20 protein-coding genes are annotated in these 20,698 nt (G+C 70.0%); 10 read left to right on the top strand and 10 right to left on the bottom strand.

Translation table 11 applies throughout. The features are described 5' to 3' along the window. Positions 1–275 precede the first annotated feature (275 nt). The 8 genes from JHN45_RS16905 to JHN45_RS16870 form a co-directional block, all read right to left on the bottom strand. Entirely contained in the window at positions 276–899 is a 624-nt protein-coding gene (locus JHN45_RS16905; RefSeq protein ID WP_200716894.1) for a GntR family transcriptional regulator, read from the bottom strand. A 394-nt stretch (positions 900–1,293) separates the two neighbouring features. Then, entirely contained in the window at positions 1,294–2,871 is a 1,578-nt protein-coding gene (sucB, locus tag JHN45_RS16900; RefSeq protein WP_201049572.1) for a 2-oxoglutarate dehydrogenase, E2 component, dihydrolipoamide succinyltransferase, read from the bottom strand. Positions 2,872–2,964: 93 nt separating this feature from the next. Beyond that, positions 2,965–3,954, bottom strand: a complete 990-nt coding sequence (locus JHN45_RS16895) for a zinc-dependent alcohol dehydrogenase family protein (protein WP_201049571.1) — start codon at positions 3,952–3,954, stop codon at positions 2,965–2,967. Next, complete coding sequence (locus tag JHN45_RS16890) at positions 3,951–4,799, bottom strand: carbohydrate ABC transporter permease (RefSeq protein WP_201049570.1); 849 nt, start codon at positions 4,797–4,799, stop codon at positions 3,951–3,953. Before JHN45_RS16890 ends, JHN45_RS16895 begins: the two co-directional genes overlap by 4 nt. Beyond that, positions 4,796–5,734: a carbohydrate ABC transporter permease gene (locus JHN45_RS16885; RefSeq protein ID WP_200713578.1), complete on the bottom strand. Its 939-nt coding sequence runs from the start codon at positions 5,732–5,734 to the stop codon at positions 4,796–4,798. Before JHN45_RS16885 ends, JHN45_RS16890 begins: the two co-directional genes overlap by 4 nt. Then, positions 5,731–7,101 (bottom strand): sugar ABC transporter substrate-binding protein, encoded by a 1,371-nt coding sequence (locus JHN45_RS16880; protein WP_201049569.1) that lies wholly within the window; start codon positions 7,099–7,101, stop codon positions 5,731–5,733. Before JHN45_RS16880 ends, JHN45_RS16885 begins: the two co-directional genes overlap by 4 nt. Before the next feature lie 103 nt (positions 7,102–7,204). After that, complete coding sequence (locus JHN45_RS16875) at positions 7,205–7,975, bottom strand: DeoR/GlpR family DNA-binding transcription regulator (RefSeq protein WP_019067511.1); 771 nt, start codon at positions 7,973–7,975, stop codon at positions 7,205–7,207. Between the two features lie 286 nt (positions 7,976–8,261). Next, positions 8,262–9,086, bottom strand: coding sequence for an NAD(P)-dependent oxidoreductase (locus JHN45_RS16870; RefSeq protein ID WP_201049568.1), 825 nt, complete (start codon positions 9,084–9,086; stop codon positions 8,262–8,264). A 229-nt stretch (positions 9,087–9,315) separates the two neighbouring features. On the opposite strand from JHN45_RS16870, the gene JHN45_RS16865 reads away from it, so the two are divergent. Both JHN45_RS16865 and JHN45_RS16860 read left to right on the top strand, forming a co-directional pair. Continuing rightward, a complete protein-coding gene (locus JHN45_RS16865) occupies positions 9,316–10,281 on the top strand; it encodes a 5-dehydro-4-deoxyglucarate dehydratase (protein ID WP_201049567.1) in 966 nt (321 codons plus the stop codon). After that, a complete protein-coding gene (locus tag JHN45_RS16860) occupies positions 10,278–11,441 on the top strand; it encodes a hypothetical protein (protein ID WP_201049566.1) in 1,164 nt (387 codons plus the stop codon). The genes JHN45_RS16865 and JHN45_RS16860 overlap by 4 nt, the downstream gene beginning before the upstream one ends. On the opposite strand, the gene JHN45_RS16855 is transcribed toward JHN45_RS16860, so the two are convergent. Further along, positions 11,378–12,664 carry an MFS transporter gene (locus tag JHN45_RS16855; protein ID WP_201049565.1) on the bottom strand — a complete coding sequence of 429 codons (1,287 nt, stop codon included), beginning with the start codon at positions 12,662–12,664 and terminating at the stop codon, positions 11,378–11,380. The two genes, JHN45_RS16860 and JHN45_RS16855, sit on opposite strands and share 64 nt — an antisense overlap. Positions 12,665–12,807: 143 nt before the next feature. On the opposite strand from JHN45_RS16855, the gene JHN45_RS16850 reads away from it, so the two are divergent. After that, complete coding sequence (locus JHN45_RS16850) at positions 12,808–13,233, top strand: DUF6010 family protein (protein ID WP_201049564.1); 426 nt, start codon at positions 12,808–12,810, stop codon at positions 13,231–13,233. 24 nt (positions 13,234–13,257) lie between these two features. Then, positions 13,258–13,845 carry a TIGR03086 family metal-binding protein gene (locus JHN45_RS16845; protein WP_200713571.1) on the top strand — a complete coding sequence of 196 codons (588 nt, stop codon included), beginning with the start codon at positions 13,258–13,260 and terminating at the stop codon, positions 13,843–13,845. Positions 13,846–13,856: 11 nt separating this feature from the next. Here the strand turns inward: JHN45_RS16845 and JHN45_RS16840 are convergent, their stop codons facing one another. Further along, on the bottom strand, positions 13,857–14,450 hold the full coding sequence (locus JHN45_RS16840; RefSeq protein WP_201049577.1) for an HD domain-containing protein: 594 nt from the start codon (positions 14,448–14,450) through the stop codon (positions 13,857–13,859). Between the two features lie 109 nt (positions 14,451–14,559). Between JHN45_RS16840 and JHN45_RS16835 the strand changes: the two genes are divergently transcribed. From JHN45_RS16835 to JHN45_RS16810, 6 genes are all read left to right on the top strand, one after another. After that, positions 14,560–15,309, top strand: a complete 750-nt coding sequence (locus JHN45_RS16835) for an MBL fold metallo-hydrolase (protein ID WP_200713570.1) — start codon at positions 14,560–14,562, stop codon at positions 15,307–15,309. A gap of 134 nt (positions 15,310–15,443) precedes the next feature. Next, positions 15,444–16,148 (top strand): GntR family transcriptional regulator, encoded by a 705-nt coding sequence (locus JHN45_RS16830; protein ID WP_201049563.1) that lies wholly within the window; start codon positions 15,444–15,446, stop codon positions 16,146–16,148. After that, positions 16,145–17,053 carry a dihydrodipicolinate synthase family protein gene (locus JHN45_RS16825; protein ID WP_200713568.1) on the top strand — a complete coding sequence of 303 codons (909 nt, stop codon included), beginning with the start codon at positions 16,145–16,147 and terminating at the stop codon, positions 17,051–17,053. The genes JHN45_RS16830 and JHN45_RS16825 overlap by 4 nt, the downstream gene beginning before the upstream one ends. After that, the gene (gene araD / locus JHN45_RS16820; RefSeq protein WP_201049562.1) at positions 17,041–18,771 is read left to right on the top strand and encodes an L-arabinonate dehydratase; all 1,731 of its coding nucleotides are present in this window, start codon (positions 17,041–17,043) and stop codon (positions 18,769–18,771) included. The genes JHN45_RS16825 and araD overlap by 13 nt, the downstream gene beginning before the upstream one ends. A 94-nt stretch (positions 18,772–18,865) precedes the next feature. Further along, a complete protein-coding gene (locus tag JHN45_RS16815; RefSeq protein ID WP_200713566.1) occupies positions 18,866–19,801 on the top strand; it encodes a carbohydrate ABC transporter permease in 936 nt (311 codons plus the stop codon). After that, a complete protein-coding gene (locus JHN45_RS16810; RefSeq protein ID WP_201049561.1) occupies positions 19,798–20,682 on the top strand; it encodes a carbohydrate ABC transporter permease in 885 nt (294 codons plus the stop codon). The genes JHN45_RS16815 and JHN45_RS16810 overlap by 4 nt, the downstream gene beginning before the upstream one ends. The last annotated feature ends 16 nt before the right edge of the window (positions 20,683–20,698 follow it).

The raw sequence follows: 20,698 nt of genomic DNA, 5'->3' as shown, positions 1-20,698 counted from the left end.
CTCAGTCGAAGGGGGGTTCCCTCGTCGGCAAGGGGTTTTCGGGGGTGCCCTTGGTCTTTGGCAGGACAGGGCGGCGGGCTCTGTGGTGGGAGCCCGTCGGTGACTGTAACTCCCTGATCGATGATCGATCAAAGGTTCCCGGGCAAAATATCTTGATTACGAGAAAGTCGGCACGGGGTGCCTTTTGTGCGGGCACCCGGTGCCGTGTTTTTCGCCGTTTTCCGGGAAGTTTTCGCAGGTGAGCATGGCTGCGCTCGGCTGCGAACCCCCTCGCTTCAAGGGCGCGGGGCACAGCCGAGAACGTGCGCCTTCACCAGCTCCGCGATCCGCGGATCCCGGCGCCGGAACGCGGCCACCAACTCCTCGTGCTCCTCCGCGTACGACTGCTGCACCGTCCCCAGCCAACGGATCGACAGCGCCGTGAACACCTCAATGCCCAGGCCCTCCCAGGTGTGCAGCAGCACCGAGTTGCCGGCCGCCCGCACCAGCTCCCGGTGGAAACCGACCGTGTGCCGCACCTGGCCCGTCCCGTCCGCCTCGCGGTCCGCCTCGTACAGCGCGGCCACATGCGGTTCGAGCGCCGAGCAGTCCTCGGCCAGCCTCTCGGCCGCCAGCTCCGCCGCGATCGCCTCCAGGCCGGCCCGCACCGGGTAGCTCTCCTCCAGGTCGGCCGCGGTCAGATTCCGGACCCGTACGCCCTTGTTCGGCGCCGACTCGATCAGCCGCAGTGACTCTAGCTCGCGCAACGCCTCGCGCACCGGCGTCTGGCTGACCTCCAGCTCGGTCGCGATCCGACGCTCCACGATCCGCTCGCCCGGCTTCCAGCGCCCGCTGACGATCCCCTCCACGATGTGCTCGCGGATCTGTTCGCGCAGCGAGTGGACGACGGGCGCGGTCATGAGAGCTCCTTAAGGGCGTTTGACGTTTAGACAATAAGGCCGCACGCCCGCTCGGGAGGGGCGCACGGGGGCGCTTTCATGCAGGTGAGACGAGACTTACACGCCGCCGGGGCGGTGTCCCGCGCGAAGACTCGTCCGGTGCCGGCGCGCAGCCGCGGAGGGTCGCGCGGGTGGGCTTGGAGCAACTGACCACGGGGTAACCGGGTGTCGGCGGGCGCGTTCGCACGCGGCGGGGGTGCGCGGCCTGCGGGAGCACGGCGGCGATGTCGGCGCCTGGCACCCGACGGGATCGTACGCCCGGATGCCGGGCGAAGCGGTGAGGTCCCGTGGGGGAAACGCACGGCGCCCCCGCCCGGAAAGCTCCGGAACGGGGGCGCCGTACAAGCGAGGTGGGTTACAGGCCGAGCTCGACCTCGAACTCGCCCGCCTCCAGGATCGCCTTGACGGCCGTCAGGTAACGGGCCGCGTCGGCGCCGTCGACCAGGCGGTGGTCGTAGGAGAGGGTCAGGTACGTCATGTCGCGGACGCCGATGACCGTGCCCTCCTCCGTCTCGATGACGGCGGGGCGCTTGACCGTGGCGCCGATGCCGAGGATCGCGACCTGGTTCGGGGGCACGATGATCGTGTCGAAGAGCGCGCCGCGCGAACCGGTGTTGGAGATGGTGAAGGTCGCGCCGGACAGCTCGTCCGGGGTGATCTTGTTCGCCCGGACCTTGCCCGCGAGCTCGGCGGTGGCCTTGGCGATACCGGCGATGTTCAGGTCGCCCGCATGCTTGATGACCGGGGTCATCAGGCCCTTCTCGGAGTCCACCGCGATACCGACGCTCTCGGTGTCGAAGTAGGTGATCGTGCCCTCTTCGACGTTGATCCGGGCGTTGATGGCCGGGTGGGCCTTCAGCGCCTGGGCCGCCGCCTTCACGAAGAACGGCATCGGGGAGAGCTTGACGCCCTCGCGCGCGGCGAAGGAGTCCTTGGCCTGGGTACGGAGCCGCATCAGCCGCGTGACGTCGACCTCGACGACCGAGGACAGCTGCGCCTGCTCGTGCAGCGCCTTGACCATGTTGTCGCCGATGACCTTGCGGATGCGGGGCATCTTCACGGTCTGGCCGCGGAGGGGAGAGGCCTCCAGGGTCGGCGTCTTCTTCGCGGTGACGGCGGCCGGGGCGGCTGCGGCCGCGACGGGAGCCGGAGCCGCCGCCGCTGCCTTCGCGGCCTCGGCGGCGGCGATGACGTCCTGCTTGCGGATACGGCCGCCGACGCCGGTGCCCTTGACGGTGGACAGGTCGACGCCGTTCTCGGCGGCGAGCTTGCGCACCAGCGGGGTGACGTAGGCGCCGTCGTCCGTGGCCTGCGCGGCGGCGGGCGCCGGAGCGACCGGGGCCACCGGAGCCGGAGCCGCGACCGGCGCGGGGGCCGGGGCGGCGGGGGCGACCGGAGCCGGTGCGGCGACCGGAGCGGGCGCCGGAGCCGGTTCCTCCACCGAGACGCCGAAGTCCGTGGCGATGCCCGCCAGGCCGTTGGCGTATCCCTGGCCGACCGCGCGGGCCTTCCAGACGCCGTTGCGCAGATAGATCTCCACGACCACGAGTGCCGTCTCGGCGCCGAGCTGCGGGGGCGTGAAGGTGCCCAGGACGCTGTTGTCGTCCGCGTTGCGGATCGTGGCCGTGGGCTCGATGCCCTGGAAGCTCTGGCCGGCCGCGTCCGGGCTGGCGGTGACGACGATCTTCTCGATGCCCGGCGGTACGGCGCCGGTGTCGACGATGATCGCGTCGGGTGCCGTACCGCCGCCGGAGCGGTAGCTCACGCCGGGGCCCGTCGGCTGGTTGTAGAAGATGAAGTCGTCGTCGGAGCGCACCTTGCCGTCGCCCGTGAGCAGCAGGCCCGATACGTCGAGCCGCACCGGGGCGGCGACGTCCACCGTCACGCGCGCGGCGGAGAGAGGGATGTTCGAGCCGGGGGTCATAGCTGTCATGCCTCGTGAACGACCGAGACCATTTTGCCGTTCCCTTACCAAGTGACCAATTGGCCAAGCTTTGGCATTACCGGCCCGAATCCCGCCGATCGTCTAGGGAATCACCACGATCTTCCGTCCCACTCCCGCCGCGAACTGCTCCAGCGCCTCCGGATACCGCTCCAGCTCTATCCGGTCGCTGATGAAGATCCCGGGGTCGAGGACCCCGTTCGCGAACAGTTCCGCCGCCCGCTCGAAGCTGTGCAGCACGGCCATCGAGCCGGTGATGGTGATCTCCTGGTTGTAGATGCGGTACGGGTCGATCGACACCCGGGTCGCGTAGTCGGCCACCCCGAACTGCAGGAACGTGCCCGCCTTCGCCACCCGGTCCAGGCCGTCCTGGATCGCCGCCGCGTTGCCGGTCGCGTCGATCACGAGGTCCCAGCCCTGGGGCCGGTCCAGCTCGTCCGCGTTCGCCGCCGACCCGGAGACGCCGAGCGTGCGGGCCGTCTCCAGGCGGGCCGGGTTCAGGTCCACGATGTCGACGCTCGCCGCGCCGGTGCGCTTGGCCAGCTCCAGCATCATCAGGCCCATGGTCCCGGAGCCGTAGATCAGGACATGGGCGCCGAGCCGGGACCGGAGCACGTCGTAGCCGCGTACCGCGCAGGAGAGCGGTTCGATCAGGGCCGCGTCCTCGGTGCGTACGTGCTCGGGCAGTTTCACGCAGTTCGCCACCGGGGCGACCGCGTACTGGGCCGCGCCGCCGGCGGTGGTGACGCCGATCGCGGCCCAGCGCTCGCAGAGGTTGTTGTGGCCGTTGCGGCACTGCCGGCACTCGAAGCAGTACAGCGAGGGGTCCACGGCCACCTGGTCGCCGACCGAGACCTCGGTGACCTGGGTGCCGACCGCGACGATCTCGCCGGCGAACTCGTGGCCCGGCACGATCGGCAGCTTGGGCGCGAACTCGCCCTGGAGGATGTGCAGATCGGTGCCGCAGAGGCCGCACGCGGCGACCTCGACGACGACCTCGCGGGGGCCCGGCGTCGGGTCCGGGACCTCGATGACGACGGCGCGGCCCACGGACTCGATGACGGCGGCCTTCATTTGACGGCTCCCAGGGAGAGGCCCTGGACCAGCTTGTCCTGGGCGGCGAACCCCGCGGCGAGCACCGGCAGGGAGACGACGAGCGACGCGGCGCACACCTTCGCCAGGAACAGGCCCTGGCTGGTGATGAAGCCGGTCAGGAACACGGGCGCGGTCTCCGCGACGACCCCCGTGAGGACCCGGGCGAACAGCAGCTCGTTCCAGCTGAAGATGAAGCAGATCAAGGCTGTCGCCGCGATCCCCGGGAGGGCGATCGGGGCCACCACGCGCGCGAGGATGGTCGGCAGCCGGGCGCCGTCGATCTGCGCCGCCTCGATGACGGCGACCGGGACCTCGGCGAGGAAGGACTGCATCATCCACACCGCGATCGGCAGGTTCATCGAGGTGTAGAGGATGACCAGGAGCCAGATGTTGTCCAGCATCCCGGCGTTCTTCGCGAACAGGTAGATCGGCAGCAGGCCCGCCACCACCGGCAGCATCTTCGTGGACAGGAAGAAGAACAGGACGTCGGTCCACTTCTTCACCGGGCGGATCGACAGCGCGTAGGCCGCCGGGAACGCCAGCAGCAGCACGAAGAGCGTCGAAGCCACGGACGCGACAAGGGAGTTGACCAGCGCGGGCCAGGGGCTCGCGCCGCCGCCCGTGCCGAAGAACTCCCGGTAGCCGTCCAGCGTGAGGGCGGCCCCGAAGGACGGCGGATTGGTCGCCGCGTCCGTCTCCGAGTGGAAGGACGTCAGCGCCATCCAGGCGATGGGCAGGAAGAACACGATGCCGATCAGCCAGGCCACCAGGCCCAGGCCCGCGCCTTTGCGGCGGGCACGCGCGCGTACGGCGATGCTGCTCATGCGCGGGACGCCTCCTCTCGGAACAGGGACGACACGACCCGTAGGGCGAAGGTCGCGATGATGATCGAGCCGATGACGACCAGGACGCCGGCCGCCGAGGCGAGGCCGTTCTCGTGGGCCTGGTAGAAGCTCTGGTAGACGGTGTAGGGCAGGTTGGCCGTGCCCAGGCCGCCGGAGGTGATGGTGAAGACCGCGTCGAAGTTCTGGACGATGTAGATCGAGCCCAGCAGGGCGCCGAGTTCGAGATAGCGGCGCAGATGCGGCAGCGTCAGATAGCGGAAGACCTGCCAGTCACTGGCGCCGTCCACCTTCGCGGCCTCGATCTGCTGGTGGTCGCGGCTCTGCAGCCCGGCCAGCAGGATCAGCATCATGAACGGCGTCCACTGCCACACCAGCGAGGCCTCTACGGCGAGCAGCGGGGTGTTGGAGATCCAGTCCGGCTGCGGTCCGCCCACATAGTGCAACAGACCGTTGAGCAGGCCGTATTCAGGGTTGTAGAGCACATGCTTCCAGAGCAGGGCCGCGGCCACCGGCACCACCAGGAACGGGGCGATCAGCAGGGTGCGGACGAAGCCCCGGCCGCGGAACCTCCGGTCCAGGAGCAGTGCGAGGAGCAGGCCCAGGACCAGGCTGGCCAGCACCACCGCGACGGTGAGCAGGACGGTCGTCCACACCGAGTGGCGCAGGTCGGCGTCGCTGAGAACCTGCTGGTAGTTGTCGAAACCGGTGAAGTGCCGGGCCTTCGGGTAGAGCGCGTTCCAGTCGAAGAACGAGATCACCAGCGTGGCCACGAACGGGAGTTGGGTCACGACGATCATGAAGACCAGGGCGGGGAGCAGTGGGGCACGGGTGGCCCAGGCGCGCAGCCTGTCCGAGGGCGGGCGCGCGGTGCGGGTCGCAGTGGCGGCCAGAGGGGCCGTTGTCGTGGCGGTCATCGTCCCTCGTACTCCTTGGAGATCTTCTCGGCCAGCTTCTGGGACTTCTTCAGGGCCGAGTCGACGGACTGGCGCCCGGCGATGGCCGAACTGATCTCCTGGGAGACCTTCGTACCGAGGTCGGTGAACTCGGGGATGTCGACGAACTGGATGCCGGGCGCGGGCCGCGGCTGCACACCCGGGTCGTTGGGCTTGGCGCCCTCGATGGCCTCCTTCGTCTGCTCCTGGAAGGCGGCGGCCTCCTTCACGTACTCGGGGTTCGTGTACGTCGAGGCGCGCTTCCCGGCCGGCACGTTGGCCCAGCCGTCCGTCTCGCCGACCAGCTGCTCGTACTCCTTGCCGGACGCCCAGGACACGAACTTCCAGGCCTTGTCGGAGTTGTGGGACGCCTTCTGGATGCCCCAGGCCCAGGTGTAGAGCCAGCCCGAGGAGTCGGTCTTCTCGACCGGCGCCGGGACGTAGCCGATCTTGCCCTTGACCGGAGAACCCTTGGCCTCCAGCGAGCCCGCCGCCGAGGTGGCGTCGTACCACATGGCGACCTTGCTCTGGGTGATGTTGTTGAGGCACTCGGCGAACCCGGACTGGGGCGCGCCGGACTCGCCGTGCTTGCGGACGAGGTCGACATAGAACTTCGTCGCCTGCTCGAACGCGGGGGAGTCGAGCTGCGCCTTCCAGTCCTTGGTGAACCAGGTGCCGCCGAAGGTGTTCACGACGGTCGTCAGGGGCGCCATCAGCTCGCCCCAGCCGGGCAGTCCGCGCAGGCAGATGCCCTTCATGCCGGACTGGGCGCCGTCGACCTTCGCGGCGATGTCGGCCACCTGGGTCCAGGTGGGATGCGCGGGCATCGTGAGGCCCTTCGCGGCGAGCACGTCCTTGCGGTACATCAGGAAGGACGACTCGCCGTAGAACGGCTGCCCGTAGAGCTTGCCGTCGTCCGCGGTCAGGGACTCCCGCATCGGCTTGAGGATGTCCTGCTCGTCGTAGGCGGGGTCCTTGGCGACGTAGGAGTCCATCTCGTGCAGCCAGCCGTTGCGGGCGTAGATCGGGATCTCGTAGTTGGAGAGGGTCGCCACGTCGTACTGGCCGGCCTGGTTGGCGAAGTCCTGGCTGATCTTGTCGCGGACGTCGTTCTCGGGCAGCACCGTGAAGTTGACCTTGATGCCGGTCTCCTTCGTGAAGTGCGGGGCCAGTTTCTGGAGTTCGACCATCTGGGGGTTGTTGACCATCAGGACGTTGATCGAGTTGCCGCCTGATCCGGCGCCGCCCGCTCCGACCCAGCAGCCGGAGAGCAGCGGGGCGAGCAGCGTCCCTACGGCGGCCAGGGCGAGCGTGGCTCGCGGCGGCCGTCGTCGGCTCTGGGTTCGCATGGATCGCTCCTGCACGTATAGGGAGAGAAATGGGGAGAAAAAGGCGCCGGCCGGGCATGACTGCGCCCTACGTAGAGACTCAGTTGGAATTTCAAACGGTGTGCTAGACGCGGATGACCTGTGGCCCCAGAAGTGAGTACCGGTGGGCTTCGGCCGACGGGAGCAGCGTGCTCGTGACGATCGTCTCCAGGGCGCCGATCTCGGCGAACCTGCAGAAGCTGACCGCCCCGAACTTGGTGTGCACACCGGCGAACACGGTGCGCCGGGCGGCGCGGATGGCCTGCGCCTTGACCTCGCTGACGGCGGGGTCGGGCGTGGTCAGGCCGTGTTCGCGGGAGATGCCGTTGGCGCCGATGAAGGCGAGGTCGAGGACGAAGCCGGCGAGCATCTTCGTCGTCCAGTGGTCGACGGTGGCCAGGGTGCCGTGCCGGACCCGGCCGCCGAGCAGCAGCACCGAGGTGTTCTCCGACTCGGCGAGCACGCCCGCCACCGGCAGGGACGCGGTGACCACGGTCAGCGGCCGGTCCCTGGGCAGCGCCTCGGCGATGAGCTGGGGGGTGAAGCCCTCGTCGACGAAGACCGTCTCGGCGTCCCCGAGCAACTCGGCCGCGGCGACCGCGATCCGGCGCTTCTCCGGGACATGGCTGGTGGCGCGGAAGGCGAGCGTCGTCTCGAAACCGGCGCTCTCCACGGGGTAGGCGCCACCATGGGTCCTGCGGACCAGCCCGTGGTCCTCCAGGGCGCGCAGATCCCGCCGTACGGTCTCCTTGGCCACGCCCAGCTCGGCGGCGAGCGCGGTGACGTCGACCGAGCCGGTGCGGCGCGCGGCGCGCACGATCTCCCGCTGACGTTCTTCCGCCGAACTCGTCCCCATGGCCGACACCGCCTTCCCGCTCACCTGGAGTACTGCCCGTTCGGGCCCGGTGGGACCCTTGGGGGAAGTTCTACAGCGGGTGTGCGGCACTGACCAGGCCTGTTGCAGGCCCGATGGTGCCCGTGTGTGACCGTTTACCGCGCGCCGTGCCCGTCGCGGACCTGCGCCGCTGTCCGCCGGGGCGTGGGATCGGGCAGCGTCCGTGCCCGAACACGCCGACGGGCGGGCCCGTTCGATGCCCGCCCGCCGCCGCGAAGGTGCTTTTCCCGTCAGTGCGGCTTTCCGTTCAGTACGGCCAGATCGGCGGGTCGTTCACGAAGTGGCCGCCGAGATGGGCGTGCGCCTCGACGCCCGGCTGCAGCTCGCCCTGCTCGGCGATCAGCTTCTCGGCGTACGGCTCGGAGTCGTCCTGGGGCTCGTAACCGAGCGCCCGCGCGGTCGACAGGTCCCACCACAGGCGGGTGTTCGCGGAGGAGCCGTAGACGATCGTGTGCCGTACGTCCTCGGCGGTCAGGGCCGCGTGGAGGAGACGGGCGCCGTCGGCGGGGCTCATCCAGATCGACAGCATGCGGACGCTGCTGGGCTCCGGGAAGCAGGAGCCGATGCGCACGGAGACGGTCTCCAGGCCGTGCTTGTCCCAGTAGAGCTGCGCCAGGTCCTCGCCGAAGGACTTGGACAGGCCGTAGAAGGTGTCGGGGCGGTGCGGGGTGTCGACGGGGATGAGCACGCTTGGATCAAGAGGTGTGTCCCCCTGCGGCCTCGGGGTGTAGCCCACCGCGTGGTTGGAGGAGGCGAAGACGACGCGGCCGACGCCCTCCTCGCGGGCGGCCTCGTAGAGGTTGTACGTGCCCTCGATGTTCGACGCGAGGATCTTGTCGAAGGAGGATTCCAGGGAGATGCCGGCGAGGTGGATGATCGCGTCGACGCCCCGCACGGCCTCGCGGAGCGCCGCCCTGTCGGAGAGGTCGGCGGTGATCGCGTCCGGCTCGCCCTCGATCGGGCGCACATCCAGCAGCCGCAGCTCGTAGCCGTACGCGGGGAGCGGCTCCCGCATCAGGGTGCCGAGCCCGCCTGCGGCGCCGGTGAGCAGAACGGTGCGGGGAGCGGGCATCCTCGGTCTCCTAGAGTCGTCGGCCTCATCCATGAACGACATTCACATGCATGGACACGCTAAAGATCCGCCACCATGCCCGTCAAGTGTGGCGTGGACCTGGGAAATCCGCTTCCTTCTTGCTCAATTGCCTGCTTGACCCACCCTGAGGCAGATCCTTAGGGTGGGGCTGTTCAGAAATGTAGACGTTGATCAGAAGAACGCACGCGCCTGTTTCAAGGGAGAGCCCGTGACGCCAGCCCCTCTCGCCGACCGGCTCAGTATCCCCAGCGGGCCGCTGTTCTTCCCCGTCACCGCGTACGGCCCCGACGGCGCCGTCGATCTCGACGTGTACCGCGCGCATGTCCGCCAGGGCGTCGAGGCCGGTGCCGCCGCCGTGTTCGCGTGCTGCGGCACCGGCGAGTTCCACGCGCTGCTCCCCGAGGAGTTCGAGGCGTGCGTGCGGGCCGCCGTGGAGGCGGCCGAGGGCCGGGTCCCGGTGGTCGCGGGCGCGGGCTACGGCACCGCGCTCGCCGTACGGTACGCACGGCTCGCGGAGGCCGCCGGGGCCGACGGGCTGCTCGCCATGCCGCCGTACCTGGTGGTCGCCGGGCAGGAGGGACTGCTGCGGCACTACCGCGAGGTGGCCGCGTCGACCGCGCTGCCCGTCATCGTCTACCAGCGCGACAACGCCGTGTTCACCCCGGCCACGGTCGTCGAACTCGCCCGCACCGAGGGGATCATCGGCTTCAAGGACGGCCTCGGCGACCTCGACCTGATGCAGCGGATCGTGAGCACCGTACGCACCGAAGTCCCGGGCGACTTCCTGTACTTCAACGGACTGCCCACCGCCGAACAGACTCAACTCGCCTACCGGGGGATCGGCATCACCCTCTACTCCTCCGCCGTGTTCTGCTTCGTCCCGGAGCTCGCGCTCGCCTTCCACCGGGCCCTCGCGACCGGCGACGACACCACGGCCAACCGCCTCCTGGACGGCTTCTACCGGCCGTTCGTCGAACTGCGCGCCCAGGGACGCGGTTACGCGGTCTCGCTCGTCAAGGCGGGCGTGCGGATGCGGGGTCTGGACGTCGGCGAGGTCCGCCCGCCGCTGACGGAACCGACCGAGGATCATGTCAAACAACTGGCCCAACTCATCGAGCGCGGCTACACGTTGATCGAGGCACAGATGGACTCGCAGACGGAGGCGGGCGCGTGAAGGCATCGGCGTTCGTCTATCCCTGGGACGTCAACGGCGACCCCGGGGCGGGCGGCAGGATCGCGGCGCTCGGCGTCCGGCAGGCGACCCTCGCCTCCGCTTACCACTCCACGCGCGCACTGACCCCCCGCCACCCCCGCCACCGCGTCGTCACCGCCGAGCACGCGGCCGTCCTGTACCCGCCGGACTCCCGTTGGCAGGGGCGGGAGTTGAGGCCGTACGAGGTCGGCGACTGGGCGCCCGGCGACGCCTACGGGGAGGCCGCAGCGGCCCTCGCGGAGGCCGGTCTGGAAGTGCACACCTGGGTGGTCCTCGCCCACAACTCCCGCCTGGGCGCGGAACATCCGGACACCTCGGTGGTCAACGCCTACGGCGACCGCTACCCCTGGGCACCCTGTATCGCCCAACCGGCCACGCGCGCGTACCTCGTCGACCTCGCCGCCGAAGCGGCCGTACGCCCCGGCGCGCACGGCACCGAACTGGAGTCCCTCGGCTGGTACGGCCTCGCCCATCTGCACGCCCACGACAAGACCGGCGGAATCCCCCTCGGGGACGCGGGCCAGTACCTGATGTCCCTGTGCTTCTGTCCGACCTGCCGCCAGGGCTACGGCGAACAGGGCGTCGACGCCGGGGAGTTGGCGACGACGGTACGTGCCGCGCTGGAACCGGTGTGGCAGGGGGCGCCCTCCGACGGCGGCTGGGCAGGGGTCGGGAAACTCCTCGGCGAGGCCAACGCGACGGCCACACGCGCGTGGCGCGACGACAGGGCCCGCACACTCCAGGAGACGGCGGTCACCGCGGTCCGGGCCGCCGCACCCGCCGACTTCCAGGTGCTGCTCCACGCGGACCCGGAGTCGTACCACTGCGGCGCCAACGCCGGCGTGGACCCCGGGCACATCCTCTCGGTGGCCGACGGCGTGGTCGTCCCCTGCACGAGCGGCGCGGGCCTGCTGACCCCGTTCGCCGAACAGGGCCTGGACGGCCGGGTGTTGGCGGCCAACTTCACGGTGGTCTCAGGGATGGGCGGACGCCCGGGATCACTCGCGAAGGACGCGGCACGGGCACGCGGCCTCGGGGCGACGGAACTGCGCCTGTATCACGCGGGGTTGGCGTCGGACGGGGACCTGTCGGAGGTACGGTCGGCGCTGGCCGGGCTCTGAGCCGGAGACGGACTCCTCCCGAACAGCGCCGGGACCGCGCCCGTCCCGACCAGCCCCAGGCACGCTCCCGTAGTGAGCAGCGCCAGCCCGACCAGGATCAACAGCAGCCGGAAGTCGGGCAGTTCGACCAATGCCGCGCCCGCCGCCAGGCCGATCACGTTCGGGGTGAAGATCAGCGTGTTGGCGGTGGCCGTAGCCCGGCCCAGCAGCGGCCCCGGCACTTCGCGCTGCACGGCGGTGAACGCGGCGATCAGTACGCACGGGAGCCCCAGGCCGATCGCCGCGTTGCCCACCAGGACCACCGGGTCGGACGGCACCGCCCGCGCGGCCATCCCGACCGCCGCGACGGCGATCCCGGCCGCCCCGAACCGCCGCTCGCCGAGCCGTCGTAGCGCGGGCCCGGAGACCAGCCCGACCGCGACCGAGCCGACGCCCTGGACCGCGTACAGCACCCCCGCGTAGGCGGGAGCGTGCCCCAGGGCCTCGATGATCGCGTAGTTCGACGAGCTGCTCAGGGAGGCGAGGAACATCATGGTCCCGCCCGCCAGGACCAGCGGGCGCAGCCGGGAATTCCCCCACAACTCCCGGACACCCTCCGCGGTCTGGGCCCGCCAGTCGCCGGCCGGGCGCCGCGGCCGCTCCTCGTGCGCGCGCACGAACAGCCACAGGCCCGCCGCCAGTGCGCACGTCACCGCGTCCAGACAGGCCACCGCGGGCCCGCCGAACGCCGTGTACAGGCCCGCGCCCGTCAGCGGCGCGACCAGCTTCATGCCCTCCACCGCCGACATCCGCAGCCCGTTGAAGTCGCCGAGGAGATCCCGGTCCACGACGGCGGCGACAAGGGCCGACTCGGCGGGGTCCTGGACGACCATGACGGTGCCGTAGGCGAACAGGACGGTGAACACGAGCCACAGGTCGGCGCGGGAGTCGACCGTGAAGAGGGTGAGGAGGAGTGCGGCCAGGGCGAGGTTCGTCCGGATCAGCAGGGGCTTGCGGCGGACGCGGTCGGCGATCGTGCCGAGGGCCGGGCCGGCCAGGGTCGGCGCCCAGACCGCGAACACGCACAGCGCGGCCAGACCGTTCGAGCCGCTGAGGTCCTTCACCCACACACCGGCCGCAAGCCCCAGCGCGGACGTGCCGAAGGCGGACACCACCAGCCCCGTGAAATACAGCCCCGCGTTGCGGTTCCGCAGGATGCGGGTCACCGTCCATTTCGTCGTCATGCCTGGTCATCGTGGGTCTAAGGCCGGGGGTGCGGCATCGGGCAGGTGCCCTAGAAACGCGTCGCACGGCGCGGGCGGGAATCCGTCGCAAGCTGTCGTCAATACCCCTGGGGCGGCGGACGGTACGGTTCTAGCGTCGCCGCATGCGCTACCTCATGCCGATCGTCATCGGCCTCCTCTACGTGCTGCTCATGTCCCTCGTCCCCGAGGCGCACCGGCGGCGCCTCAACGCCGTGACGGTCGCGGGAGCGGGCGCCGCGTATCTCAGCGGAGGCGGCCTGGGCGGCTGGGAGTTCGCGTTCACCGCGCTCGCCACCTACGTCGCCCACCGCGGCCTGGAATCGTGGAACTGGATCGGCGTCGGCTGGCTGCTGCACACCGGGTGGGACATCGTGCACCACCTCAAAGGGCACCCCATCGTCCCGTTCGCCCACGACTCCTCGCTCGGCTGCGCGATCTGCGACCCGGTGATCGCGCTGTGGTGCCTGCGCCAGGGACCGTCCGCGCGGGAACTGATCCGGGGCCGGGCGATGAGTTCCCGGGCCGCCGTCGGTCTACCCCCTGAGTGAGACCGATCTCCGGAAGGGAAGCGCATGACCGACAGCATCTTCGACCTCGGCCCGCAGACCCGTGTCGTCGCCCGGCTCGTCGAGGGAGTCACCGACGAGCAGCTCAGAGACGCGACCCCGTGCCCCGGCACCGCCGTACGCAACATGCTGGGCCATCTGCTCGGCCTGTCCGTCGCCTTCCGCGACGCCGCGCGCAAGGATCTGGGCGTCATGACGGACACCGCACCGGACGCCGCCGCCTCGGACATCGGTCCCGGCTGGCGCGAGGACTTCCCCAAGATCCTCGACGGCCTCGCCGAGGCCTGGCGCGACCCGGCCGCCTGGACCGGCATGACCCGCGCGGGCGGCATCGACCTCCCCGGCGAGATCGCCGCCGCCGTCGTGGCCGACGAACTGGTCGTCCACGGCTGGGACCTGGCCCGCGCCACCGGCCAGCCCTACGACCCCGACCCCACGGCGCTCCAGGCCTCGTACACCTTCCTGCTGGCGGTGGCCGAGGACCCGGCCGGCGGCGGAGGCATCTTCGGACCGGTGGTGCCGGTACCGGAGGACGCCCCGCTCCTGGACCGCGCGGTGGGCCTCAGCGGACGGGACCCCGGCTGGAAGCCGTAGACCGGTGCCCCTTAGCCCTGCGTGGGGAACGACGCCTGGAACGCCAGCCGTTCGTCCGCCCCGTCACCGATCCTGGCCAGAATCTCGTCGAGCGCCATGAACTCCTCCCACACCGCCCGGCCGCTCGCCTCCGCCAGCCGGGCCACGACGAGATCCTCCAGCTCGGGAACGCGCCTGTTCTTCCACACCTTGTCGGCGAGGCTCACCAACAGGTCTTCCAGGCCCACCTGTTGGCGTCCCCACGACGCGTGCGTCGCGGCGAAGCGGGCCAACTCCGGGCCGACGCCGTGGCGTTGCAGAAGATCCCGTCCCGCCTCCTCGTGCGCCGCCCCCGGCCCGGACAGCTCGGCGACGTGCACTGTCTTGCCCACGTCGTGCGTCGCCGCCCCGAAGAGCACCGCCTCGCGGTCGAACAGCGCGGCGGGGCAGTGCTGTTCGACCCAGTCGACCAGCTGGTGCGCGACGTCGTGGACGGCTCGCAGGTGGGCCGCCAGCCGCGGCGGGCTGCCCAGCTCCGACAGGAGTTCGACGACACGGTCCGGCAGCGGCAGCAGCGGCGGGTCGACCGTGCCGCTCATCGCCCTGGACAAGGGGGTGTTGGCCATCACCGCGTCAGGGTACTGACCGCGGCATTCTCGTCCCCGGACGGCCGGGAGTGGTGGAACGTCCCGAACTGTGAGTACCGCGGGCCCCGGAACCGTACTCTTCCCCGACATGCCTCTCAGTCTCACGATCCTCGGCACCGCCTCCCCGCATCCACGCCCCGGCCGCCCCTGCTCCGGGTACCTGCTGCGCGGCGGCGGCGCCGAGGTGTGGGTGGACGCGGGCACCGGAACGTTCGCGGAGTTGCAACGGCACACCGACCCGGCGCGGCTCACCGCCATCTGGATCTCGCACCTGCACGCCGACCACAGCGCCGATCTCCTCGCCGCGGCCTACGCGTTCGCCTTCGGCGGGATGACCCCGGCCGCCCCGATCCCGCTCTACGCCCCGCAGGACTGCGCCCGCCGCCTCGCCGGCTTCTTCGGACAGCCGGACGTCCGCTTCCTGAACGGCGTCTTCGACTTCCGCCCGCTCTACGACGGACACGCCGTCCGGCACTGGAACCTCCGCCTCACCGCACGCGCCGTCGTCCACGACACCGAGGCCTACGGGCTGCGCGCCGAGTGCCAGGGGAGTGTCCTCGGCTACTCCGGGGACAGCGGACCCTGCGAGGCGCTGTCCGAACTCGCGGGCGGCGCCGACGTGTTCCTCTGCGAGGCCGACATCGACCGGCATCGCGAAGGCGAACGTCAGGTCCACCTCACGCCCGAGGATGCCGGTGCCTGCGCCAAGGGCGCGCGCGAACTCCTCATCACCCACGTGGGACCCACCCTCACCAGGGAAGCGGCGCTGGAACGCGCCGCCGCGATCTTCCCCGGCCGGACCTCGGCCGCGCTCGAAGGCGTCACCAAGACCATGTGAAGCAAGGTCATGTGAAGCGCTTTCTGGTTCTTCTGTCAGAAGCATTGACGAAACACGGGGCCGCTCCTACCTTCAACGCGTCGTACTTCGTACGTCATATATGAGACGCCATATGTCAGATCCGAGAGGCGCGCATGACCTCTGTGCCCACGCCGATCCCGTCCCGCACGCAGTTCGTGCTGGAGGGGATCAAACACCGCATCCTCACCGGTCAGTTGACGCCGGGTCAGCCACTGGTCGAGACCGAGCTCGCCGCACAGTTCGGGGTGTCCAAGACTCCGGTGCGCGAGGCGCTCAAGACCCTGGCAGGCACCGGGCTCGTCGTGATGAACCAGTACAAGGGCGTCACGGTGCGCATGGTGGACGCGGACATGGCGCGCGAGGTGTACGACGTCCGGCTGCTCCTCGAACCCGAGGCGCTACGCCGGGCCGTACGACTGGGCGCCTCCCTGGAAGCCGCACGTGAAGCGCTGACCCGCGCCGACGAGGCCACCGACACCGCCGAACGCTCCCTCGCCAACCGGGAGTTCCACCGCGCCCTGTACCTGCCGTGCGGCAACCCGCTGCTCGGCCGGATGCTCGACGAGGTCCGCGACCAGGCCGCCCTGGTCTCCGCCGTGGCCTGGGCCGCCTCGCCCTCCTGGGAACGGGAGGCCGGCGAACACCGCGAGATCCTGCGGCTCGCCCTCGACGGCGACGCGGACGCCGCGGCGACCGCACTGCACGCCCACATCGCGTCGTTCGTACAACGGGCCTTCCCCGACACCGAGTTGGGACAGGGGCAATGGCAGGCACCCGGCGCCGGGTCGGGAACCCAGGGAGAGGAAGGTCAGGCATGACAGCGGCGTTCGAGGCCCAACGGGCCGCCCTGGCCGACGTGGTGGCGATCCCGGTGACCCCGTTCGCCGCGGACGGCACCGTCGACCAGGACACCCACCGGACCCTGCTGCGCCGCCTGCTCGACGGCGGGATCGGCATCCTCACGCCGAACGGGAACACCGGCGAGTTCTACGCCCTCACCCCTCAAGAACGCCAGCTCGTCACGGAGTTGACCATCGAGGAGGCGGGCGAACGCGCCGCGGTCCTCGTCGGCGTCGGTCACGACGTGCCCACCGCGATCGCCTCCGCCCGGCACGCCCGCGACCACGGCGCCCGGATGGTGATGGTCCACCAGCCCGTCCACCCCTACGTCTCGCAGGACGGCTGGGTCGACTACCACCGCGCCATCGCCGAGGCCGTGCCCGACCTGGGCGTCGTCCCGTACATCCGCAACGCCCAGCTCCTCGGCGCCCGCCTCGCCGAACTCGCCGACGACTGCCCGAACGTCATCGGCGTCAAGTACGCCGTCCCCGACGCGGCCCGCTTCGCCGCCTTCGCCCGGGACGCGGGCCTCGAACGCTTCGTATGGGTGGCCGGGTTGGCCGAACCGTACGCCCCCTCCTACTTCTCGGCGGGCGCCACCGGCTTCACCTCAGGACTCGTGAACGTCGCCCCGTCCGTCTCGCTGAACATGATCGAAGCGCTTCGATCGGGCGACTACCCCGGGGCGATGAAGGTCTGGGAACAGATCCGCCGATTCGAGGAACTAAGGGCAGCAAACGGCTCGGCCAACAACGTCACGATCGTCAAGGAAGCGCTTGCGTCTCTCGGCCTGTGCCGTCGCGACGTACGGCCCCCCAGCAAGCCCCTGCCCGAGAGCGAGCGCGCCGAGGTCGCCGCGATAGCCGCCGGATGGTCCATATGAAGGCACCGGAAGAGCTCAGAAGCCACCAGTGGTACGGCACCGACGGGCTGCGCTCCTTCAGCCACCGGGCCCGCACCCGCCAGCTCGGCTACCTCCCCGAGGAACACCTCGGCAAGCCCGTCATCGCGATCCTCAACACCTGGTCGGACATCAATCCCTGTCATGTGCACCTGCGTGACCGAGCCCAGGCGGTCAAGCGGGGAGTGTGGCAGGCGGGCGGCTTCCCCCTCGAATTCCCCGTCTCCACGCTCAGTGAGACCTTCCAGAAGCCGACCCCGATGCTCTACCGCAACATGCTCGCGATGGAGACCGAGGAGTTGTTGCGGTCCTATCCGGTCGACGGTGCCGTGCTCATGGGCGGCTGCGACAAGTCGACCCCCGCCCTGCTCATGGGTGCCGCCAGCGTCGACCTGCCCACCGTCTTCGTCCCCGCCGGACCGATGCTCCCGGGCCACTGGCGCAACGAGATCCTCGGCTCCGGCACCGACATGTGGAAGTACTGGGACGACAAGCGCGCCGGCCTCATCGGCGACTGCGAAATGACCGAACTGGAGAGCGGGCTCGCGCGCTCGCCCGGCCACTGCATGACCATGGGGACGGCGTCCACGCTGACGGCCGCCGCCGAGGCGCTGGGCGTGACCGTGCCGGGCGCGTCGAGCATCCCCGCCGTGGACTCGGGGCACGATCGGATGGCAGCGCAATCCGGCATGAGGATCGTTGAACAAGTCCACAAGGGACGTGTTCTCTCGTCGATCCTCACCCAGGACGCCTTCGAGGACGCCGTCACCACCGTCCTCGGCCTCGGCGGCTCCACCAACGCCGTGATCCACCTCATCGCCATGGCCGGCCGCGCCGGCGTCCACCTCACGCTCGACGACTTCGACCGCATCGCCCGCACGGTCCCGGTCCTGGCGAACGTACGCCCCGGCGGACGGACGTACCTCATGGAGGACTTCCACTTCGCCGGCGGCCTGCCCGGTTTCCTCTCCCGGATCACCGACCTGCTTCACCTGGACCGCCCGACCGTCTCCCACGACACCCTGCGCGAACAGCTCGCGGGCGCGCGGGTGCACAACGACGACGTGATCCGTACGCGCGACAACCCGGTGGCGAGCGAGGGCGGAGTCGCCGTCCTGCGCGGCAACCTCTGCCCCGACGGCGCAGTCATCAAGCACATCGCCGCCGAACCCCACCTGCTCAAGCACACCGGCCCCGCGGTCGTCTTCGACGACTACCGGACCATGCAACGCACCATCAACGACCCGGAGTTGGGCATCACCGCCGACAGCGTGCTGGTGCTGCGCAACGCCGGCCCCAAGGGCGGCCCCGGCATGCCCGAGTACGGCATGCTCCCGCTCCCCGACCACCTCCTCAAGCAGGGCGTCCGGGACATGGTCCGCATCTCCGACGCCCGGATGAGCGGCACGAGTTACGGCGCGTGCGTGCTGCACATCGCGCCCGAGTCGTACGTCGGCGGACCACTGGCCCTCGTCCGGACCGGGGACACCATCACCCTGGACGTCGAGGCGCGCACCCTCCAACTCAACGTGGACGACGAGGAGTTGGCGCGGCGCAGGGCGGAGTGGACCCCGCCGCCCGCACGGTACGAGCGCGGCTACGGCGCGCTCTACAACGACCAGATCACCCAGGCCGACACCGGCTGCGACTTCGAGTTCCTGGCCCGGCCGGGCAAGGTGCCCGACCCGTACGCCGGTTGAGCACGCCCTCTCTTCGCACGCCGGTCGAGCAAGCGCTTCCTGTGATCGAAACAGCTTCCTGCACCGAGCGTCCCGTACTGAACGGAGAACAGTCATGGCCCAAGCCGCAGCCGTGGCGAAACCGCCCGCGCCACCCCGGCGGCGCCGTGCCTCCGCGACCCCGCGCAGGCTCCCGTACCTGCTGATCGCCCCGGCCGCGCTGCTCATGCTGGGCTTCATCGCCTACCCGGTCATCAGCGTCTTCTACTACAGCCTGCAGAACTACAACCCCACCAAACCCTGGCGCAACGGCTTCGCGGGCCTCGACAACTTCACCCACGCCTTCACCAACGACCCGCAGTTCTGGGACACGTTGACGTTCAGCGCCAAGTGGGTCGTCGTGGAGGTGGGCCTTCAACTCCTCTTCGGACTGGCCCTCGCGCTCATCGTCAACCAGACCTTCGTGGGCCGGTCCATCGGCCGCGCGCTGGTGTTCTCCCCCTGGGCCGTGTCGGGCGTGCTGACCTCCGCGATCTGGGTGCTGCTCTACAACTCCCAGACAGGCGTGACCCGTTACCTCGCCGACATGGGAATCGGCCAGTACGGCACGAGTTGGCTCTCCGACCCCTCAACCGTCTTCTCCGCAGCGGTGGTCGCGGACCTCTGGCGAGGCGTCCCCTTCTTCGCGATCCTCATCCTCGCCGACCTCCAGTCCGTCTCGAAGGACCTCTACGAGGCCGCCGAGGTGGACGGCGCGAGCCGCTTCAAGCAGTTCCTCCACATCACCCTGCCGCACCTCAAGGACGCGATCGTCCTCTCCACACTCCTGCGCGCGGTCTGGGAGTTCAACAACGTCGACCTCCTCTACACCCTGACCGGCGGCGGCCCGGCCGGCGAGACGACCACGCTCCCGCTCTACGTCGCCAACACCAGCGTCGAAGCACACAACTTCGGCTACGCGTCGGCCCTCACCACGGTCGCCTTCGTCATTCTTCTCTTCTTCTCGATCATCTATCTGCGCCTGAGCAAGTTCGGAGGCGGCGACAAGTGATCACCGAGATCGCCCCGGCCCGCGAGCGGGAGACCGCCGCACCGCACCAGCCGCGCAAGGCCCGCCGCGCCTGGGACGAGGTCCCGCGCTGGCAGATCTACGTCCCCCTCGGCATCTACCTCGTCTTCACCCTGATCCCCTTCTACTGGATCCTGCTCTTCGCGTTCCGCCCGGCCGGCTCGACCTCCCTCGTGCCCTGGCCGATGACCCTCGACCACTTCCAGAAGGTGTGGACCGAACGCAGCTTCGGCGTCTACTTCCAGAACAGCGTCTACGTCGGCGTCGCCACCCTGATCCTCACCACGGTCGTCGCCCTGGCCGGCGGCTACGCGCTCGCCCGTTTCGAGTTCAGGATCAAACGCACCTTCATGCTGGCCCTGCTCTGCTCCCAATTCGTGCCGGGCGCCCTGCTGTTGGTCCCGCTGTTCCAGATCTTCGCCAAGCTCCAGATGATCAACTCGCTCGGCAGCGTCATCATCGCGGAGACCGTCTTCCAGCTCCCGCTGTCGATGATCCTGATCAGCGGCTTCATCCGGAACGTCCCGCAGTCCCTGGAGGAGGCCGCCTGGGTCGACGGCTGCAACCGCTTCTCGGCGTTCCGCATCGTCGTCCTCCCGCTGCTGCGGCCCGGGCTGATCGCCGTCGGCTCCTTCGCCTTCGTGCACGCCTGGAACCACTTCCTCTTCGCCCTGATGTTCCTCTCCGACCAGAGCAAGCAGACCATCCCGGTCGGCCTCAACACCCTGATGAGCGCGGACAGCGTCGACCTCGGCGCGCTCGCCGCCGGCGGCATCGTCGCGGCCGTACCCGTGGTGATCGTCTTCGCCTTCATCCAGAAGTGGCTGATCACCGGCTTCAGCGCGGGGGCGGTGAAGGGATGAGGCAACCGCTTACCCT

Source organism: Streptomyces sp. MBT53, from assembly GCF_016654115.1.
Taxonomy (GTDB): Bacteria; Actinomycetota; Actinomycetes; order Streptomycetales; family Streptomycetaceae; genus Streptomyces.
The sequence above is the reverse complement of the archived record's forward strand: the minus strand, read 5'-3'. Positions and strand labels throughout refer to the sequence as shown.